This window comes from Romboutsia sp. (assembly GCF_035470145.1).
Classification (GTDB): Bacteria; Bacillota; Clostridia; order Peptostreptococcales; family Peptostreptococcaceae; genus Romboutsia_D.
In genome coordinates this window covers 1-4,854 of record NZ_DATIRC010000387.1, presented here as the reverse complement: position 1 = coordinate 4,854, position 4,854 = coordinate 1, and the positions used below count along the sequence as shown (strand labels likewise).

At 25.6% G+C, this 4,854-nt stretch carries 5 protein-coding genes and 1 rRNA gene; all 6 read left to right on the top strand.

Annotated elements, in window-relative coordinates; all coding sequences use genetic code 11:
- Positions 1–15: 15 nt before the first annotated feature.
- A 5S ribosomal RNA gene (gene rrf / locus VLM92_RS15255) occupies positions 16–132 on the top strand.
- Positions 133–301: 169 nt separating this feature from the next.
- On the top strand, positions 302–1,090 hold the full coding sequence (locus tag VLM92_RS15250; RefSeq protein ID WP_325277175.1) for a hypothetical protein: 789 nt from the start codon (positions 302–304) through the stop codon (positions 1,088–1,090).
- 145 nt (positions 1,091–1,235) lie between these two features.
- Entirely contained in the window at positions 1,236–1,682 is a 447-nt protein-coding gene (locus VLM92_RS15245) for a hypothetical protein (RefSeq protein WP_325277174.1), read from the top strand.
- Between the two features lie 55 nt (positions 1,683–1,737).
- On the top strand, positions 1,738–1,920 hold the full coding sequence (locus VLM92_RS15240) for a hypothetical protein (protein ID WP_325277173.1): 183 nt from the start codon (positions 1,738–1,740) through the stop codon (positions 1,918–1,920).
- A 203-nt stretch (positions 1,921–2,123) separates the two neighbouring features.
- Positions 2,124–3,128, top strand: coding sequence for a PTS sugar transporter subunit IIC (locus VLM92_RS15235; RefSeq protein WP_325277172.1), 1,005 nt, complete (start codon positions 2,124–2,126; stop codon positions 3,126–3,128).
- 200 nt (positions 3,129–3,328) lie between these two features.
- Positions 3,329–4,854: hypothetical protein (locus VLM92_RS15230; protein WP_325277171.1), on the top strand; the 1,526-nt coding region annotated here is incomplete at its 3' end.

Sequence of the window (4,854 nt, the reverse complement as noted above, 5' to 3'; positions counted from 1 at the left end):
AAAACATAAAGATTATGTGGTTATAATAGCAAAGAGGATACACCTGTTCCCATTCCGAACACAGAAGTTAAGCTCTTTAGCGCTGATGGTACTTGGTGGGTAACTGCCTGGGAGAGTAAGACGTAGCCACGTAATCTTTTTAAGTTATAATAAAGAAATAAAAAATAAAAACTCATGTTTAGAGGCTCATTTTTAAAATAAATGAGTCTCTTTTTAATTGAAAGCAAAATTAATTTTAAAAGAATATATCGTGAATATAAGAATAAGTTTTAATAATCTATTAAAATTTGGTGGTGATTTTATGATATATAATATTGTACTTGCAAACCCAGCTAACAACATAACTATAATTGTATTAGATTGCATTGATAAGGAAAATTATTCTGATATAGCCAATAGAATCTTGAAAAATTCTAAATTTGGAGCAGAACAAGTAGGATTTGTAAAGAAACCTATAATGGATGGTAAGCTTAGATTAGAAATGATGGGTGGAGAGTTTTGTGGAAATGCTTTGAGAAGTTTTGGAATGATGGTTGCTAAAAATAATGAAATAGAAAAAGGTGTTGTTACAGTTGAAATATCTGGAAGTGATAAATCTTTAAATGTAGAAGTTGACAATATAAATAAAAGTGCAAAAGCAGAAGTTCCTTTACCGAAAGAAATTGAATATGTAAGAATAGATGAATTATTAGAATTTCCTGTAGTTATGTTTGATGGGATATATCACGCAATTGTAGAAGGTATAGAAGCTAATGAAGAAAATTTTTCATATATTAAAAATAGTATTATGAAAAGGTATAATATTGAGGCATTAGGGATTATGTTTTTTGATAGAGAAAGGTATTTTATCACACCTGTAGTATATGTTCGAGATACTGATACTACTGTCTTTGAGAATAGTTGTGGAAGCGGAACTATTGCTACAGCATTATATTTAAGTGATGGTTGTACAGATTCTGTATTTAAGTGTAGTATTAATCAACCTGGAGGCGTTATAGATAGTGAAATTTATAAAAGTGAAGGTAGAGTGACGAAACTTGTAATAGGTGGAAAAGTAGAGTTAAGTGAAGTAATAAAAATTGAAATATAGTTATTATAAAAATATATTAAGTAAGTTAGATATATTATCAAAAAATATATTTTATATGAAATAAATTTAATTTTTAAAAATTATTATTATCACCTTTTAATTTTATTTTATATATAATAAAGTAAAGGAAATTTGGGGTGAGCATATGCAAAAATCATTTGATATAGGAGAAAAATTATTCTTTGACGTATTAATTATATGCCTAGTGTCATTTATATACTTTAAAATAGTTCCTACGAATGAAGTAACGTTCTTTATTGGGATATTAATATGTGCATTTTATTTTGGAGTAAATTTTCACACAGGATATAAATATGATTTAACAACAACAGAAGCCTTATTTGTAGGAATTATGGGCTGTGGAGTAGGAATATTTCTATCTTTTTTTGCAATATACATGCATTTCATTTTACAAAACCCTAATGGAGCTATATGGATTGCAATGCCTTATTTAATTCCAACAACTCCGATAATGAAGTTATTTATTAAAGAGTTAAGTATTGTATATGTATTTGAGTTAATGTTCATAAATGTATTATTAGTTATATTTGGTTCATTTATTAGAAAAATTATGAATAAATTAGTACATTAATCTAAATAATTATAATATAGGATAAAACTTATAATATAAAGGATTTGGTGATTATATGTATGAAGTAAAAATGAAGTATATGGATATAGAAAATAATGGAGATTCATTTAGATTTAGATGTGAGAAGTTTAATATAGAAAATAATATATATAAATTTGAAAATATATTTATAGATGAATTTATAATAAGTGATATGGAAGTAAATAATGAAGATATAGCTTTAATAAAGATTAGATAAAAGGCAGCCGAAAGGTTGCTTTTTCATATATTAGTAGGAAATTAAGAATTACTTCTAATTATTATATTAAATCATTACAAGAGAATTTATGCTAAACTTGTCAAATATATTGATTTAAATATACAATATGTGGAATAATATAAGAGAGATTTAAATTTTTATAAAAAATAAAGTATAATAATTAATAATAAGGGGTATTTAAATTGAAGCAATATTTTATAAAAACATTAAACGGAATGGGACTAGGATTATTTGCATCTTTAGTCATAGGAACTATATTGCAACAAATCGGAATTGTAACAAATATTGAGTTGTTACAAACAATAGGTATAATGGCAAAAAATATGATGGGAGCAGCAATAGGAGTAGGTGTTGCGTATTCTTTGGGAGCACCATCATTAGTTATATTTTCATGCGTAGTTGTGGGAATGATAGGAGCAGGAAGTATAAGTATTGTAGATAAAGTTAGTACTTTATCTATAGGAGATCCTGTAGGAGCATATATAGCATCTTTAATAGGAGTAGAAGTAGGAAAGAGAATACATGTAAATGGTGGATTAGATATAATTACAGTACCATCAGTAACTATAGTAATTGGTGGACTTGTAGGGATTTTTGTATCTCCTATAATTTCAGGCATGATAGGTATAATAGGACAAGCAATAAATAGAGCTACAGAGTTACAACCTTTATACATGGGTCCTATAGTTGCTGTAATAGTAGGCTTAGTATTGGTATCTCCTATAAGTTCAGCAGCCTTAGCAATTGGACTTGGATTAGACGGAATAGCAGCAGGAGCAGCAGTTGCTGGATGTGCATGCCAAATGGTTGGATTTGGAGTGATTTCATATAAGGAGAATGGATTTTCAGGTTTAATATCTCAAGGATTGGGAACTGCTAAAATTCAATTTCCTAATGTAGTTAAAAATCCACGAATATTAATTCCTACTACAATTGCTAGTATAATAGTGGGTGCATTGTCTGCTAGAGTATTTGCAATAAGATCTAATAGTACAGGAGCAGGGATGGGAACTAGTGGACTAGTAGGTCAGATACAAGCGATAGATGTTATGGGAACTAATGCATTACTTCCTATACTATTATTACATTTTATCCTACCAGCATTAATAAGTATTATAATAAGCGAATATATGAGAAAAAAAGGATATATAAAGTTGAATGATATGAAATTATATAAAATAGATTAAAGTAATTGAAAACTAAGCTTATAGTTTGGATAATCCCAGATTATAGGCTTTATTATATTTATCACAGGATCATAAACTAAGAGTATTGATTATAGATTTTATGTACATAAAATCTATAGGATGGCTTATCGCAATAGAGAATATAAAATTTCACATATGATATAATTAAAATATAAAATAAATAAAAAGAAGGTGTTCAATTGAAATATTTATTTAAAGAAAACAACTTTGAAAATAAGAAAGATAAAATAATAGAAATATATATAAGATTGCTAAAAGAAAATAACAATAAATCAAAAAAAATAATGCTGTTAGTCCCAAATAACATTACTAAATTGCAATATGACAGAAAAATAAATATAGGATTTAGTGAAGAAATAAAAATTACTACATACTTGAATTTTATAAAAAAAGAACTAATCAAATTTTGGCCAATAGTTTTAGAAAATTGTAATCAAATAAACAAAAAGCTTATATCACCTATATTTATACCAAACAGCCTAAGTGAATATATAATAAAGAATAAAGTTAATGAAAAAAGAAATATAGAAGGATATTTTCAAGACATCACCTCAACTAATAGAAATATTGCTAATAGCATTAATATTAACATAAATAAGGCAGCTCTAGCATTAATAGATTTTAAAACTATTGGTGAAAAGATATATCTGTCAAAGAAAAATAGAGACAATATAATGAAATTTTCTTATAGCCAAATGAATGAAATTATAGACTATTATATAGACTTATTATTGTCAAATTCAATGATAGACAATTCTATTAGTATATATTTATATAATGAATACTTACTTAAAAATGATTTATATTTAGAAAACCTAAAAAATGATACAGATTATTTAATAGTAGATAGCTTAGAAGCTTGCAGTAATGCAGAAATAGATTTTATAGATTTAATTTCAGATTATGCTAGGGATACATATATCTACTTTAATAATACAAGAGACTATTCTGTATTTAATAATATAGATATGGAATATATAAATAAAAAGATAATAGAAAAATTTAATAAAGAAGCAAATTATAATAATCTAAATAATTTAAAAGAGAGCATAACAAGGAACATACTAATAGAAGATATATATTTATTACCAACAAAGATAAATTTAAATGAAAGTAGCCAATTGTACAGTGAAATGATTGATCAAGCTACTAATAAAGTTATATCTCTTATAAATGAAGGGACAAGCCCATCTGATATAGCTATAATATCACCTATAAATAACACTGTATTAGATTATCAGGTAAGTAATATATTAAATAATAACAACATAGAGGTATTTAACACTAAAAAGGATAAAAAAATAATAGATTATCCATATGCAAATGCCTTAGTTATAGCAAGTTGTATTTTTTATGGATATAAAGACTATATAAAGGAAGAAGAATATATAAGCTTTATAGAAATAATATTAAATGTAAATAGAATACAAGCTTTTAAAATATTTAGAAATAAAGAAGAAAGTGAAGAATATAAAGAACTTGAAAAATATATAGCTTTAAAGAAAGAAAATGATATAAAAATAAGTGAATTTTTAATTCAATTTTATATAGATAAAATGCTAAATCTGAAAGAAGGAAGAGTAAACGTAGGTATATGCAAGCAAATAATATACGAAAGTGAAGCATTCACAGAAAACGTAAGTTTACTAGGTTTAGATAAAAATAAGGATAAAGAAAAAATATTTATAGAAGCACTTAAAACTAC

Bases quoted from the DNA above. Each gene is read 5' to 3' on its own strand.
- VLM92_RS15250 (WP_325277175.1), top strand. From the start codon at position 302: ATGATATATAATATTGTACTTGCAAACCCAGCTAACAACATAACTATA.
- VLM92_RS15245 (WP_325277174.1), top strand. From the start codon at position 1,236: ATGCAAAAATCATTTGATATAGGAGAAAAATTATTCTTTGACGTATTA.
- VLM92_RS15240 (WP_325277173.1), top strand. From the start codon at position 1,738: ATGTATGAAGTAAAAATGAAGTATATGGATATAGAAAATAATGGAGAT.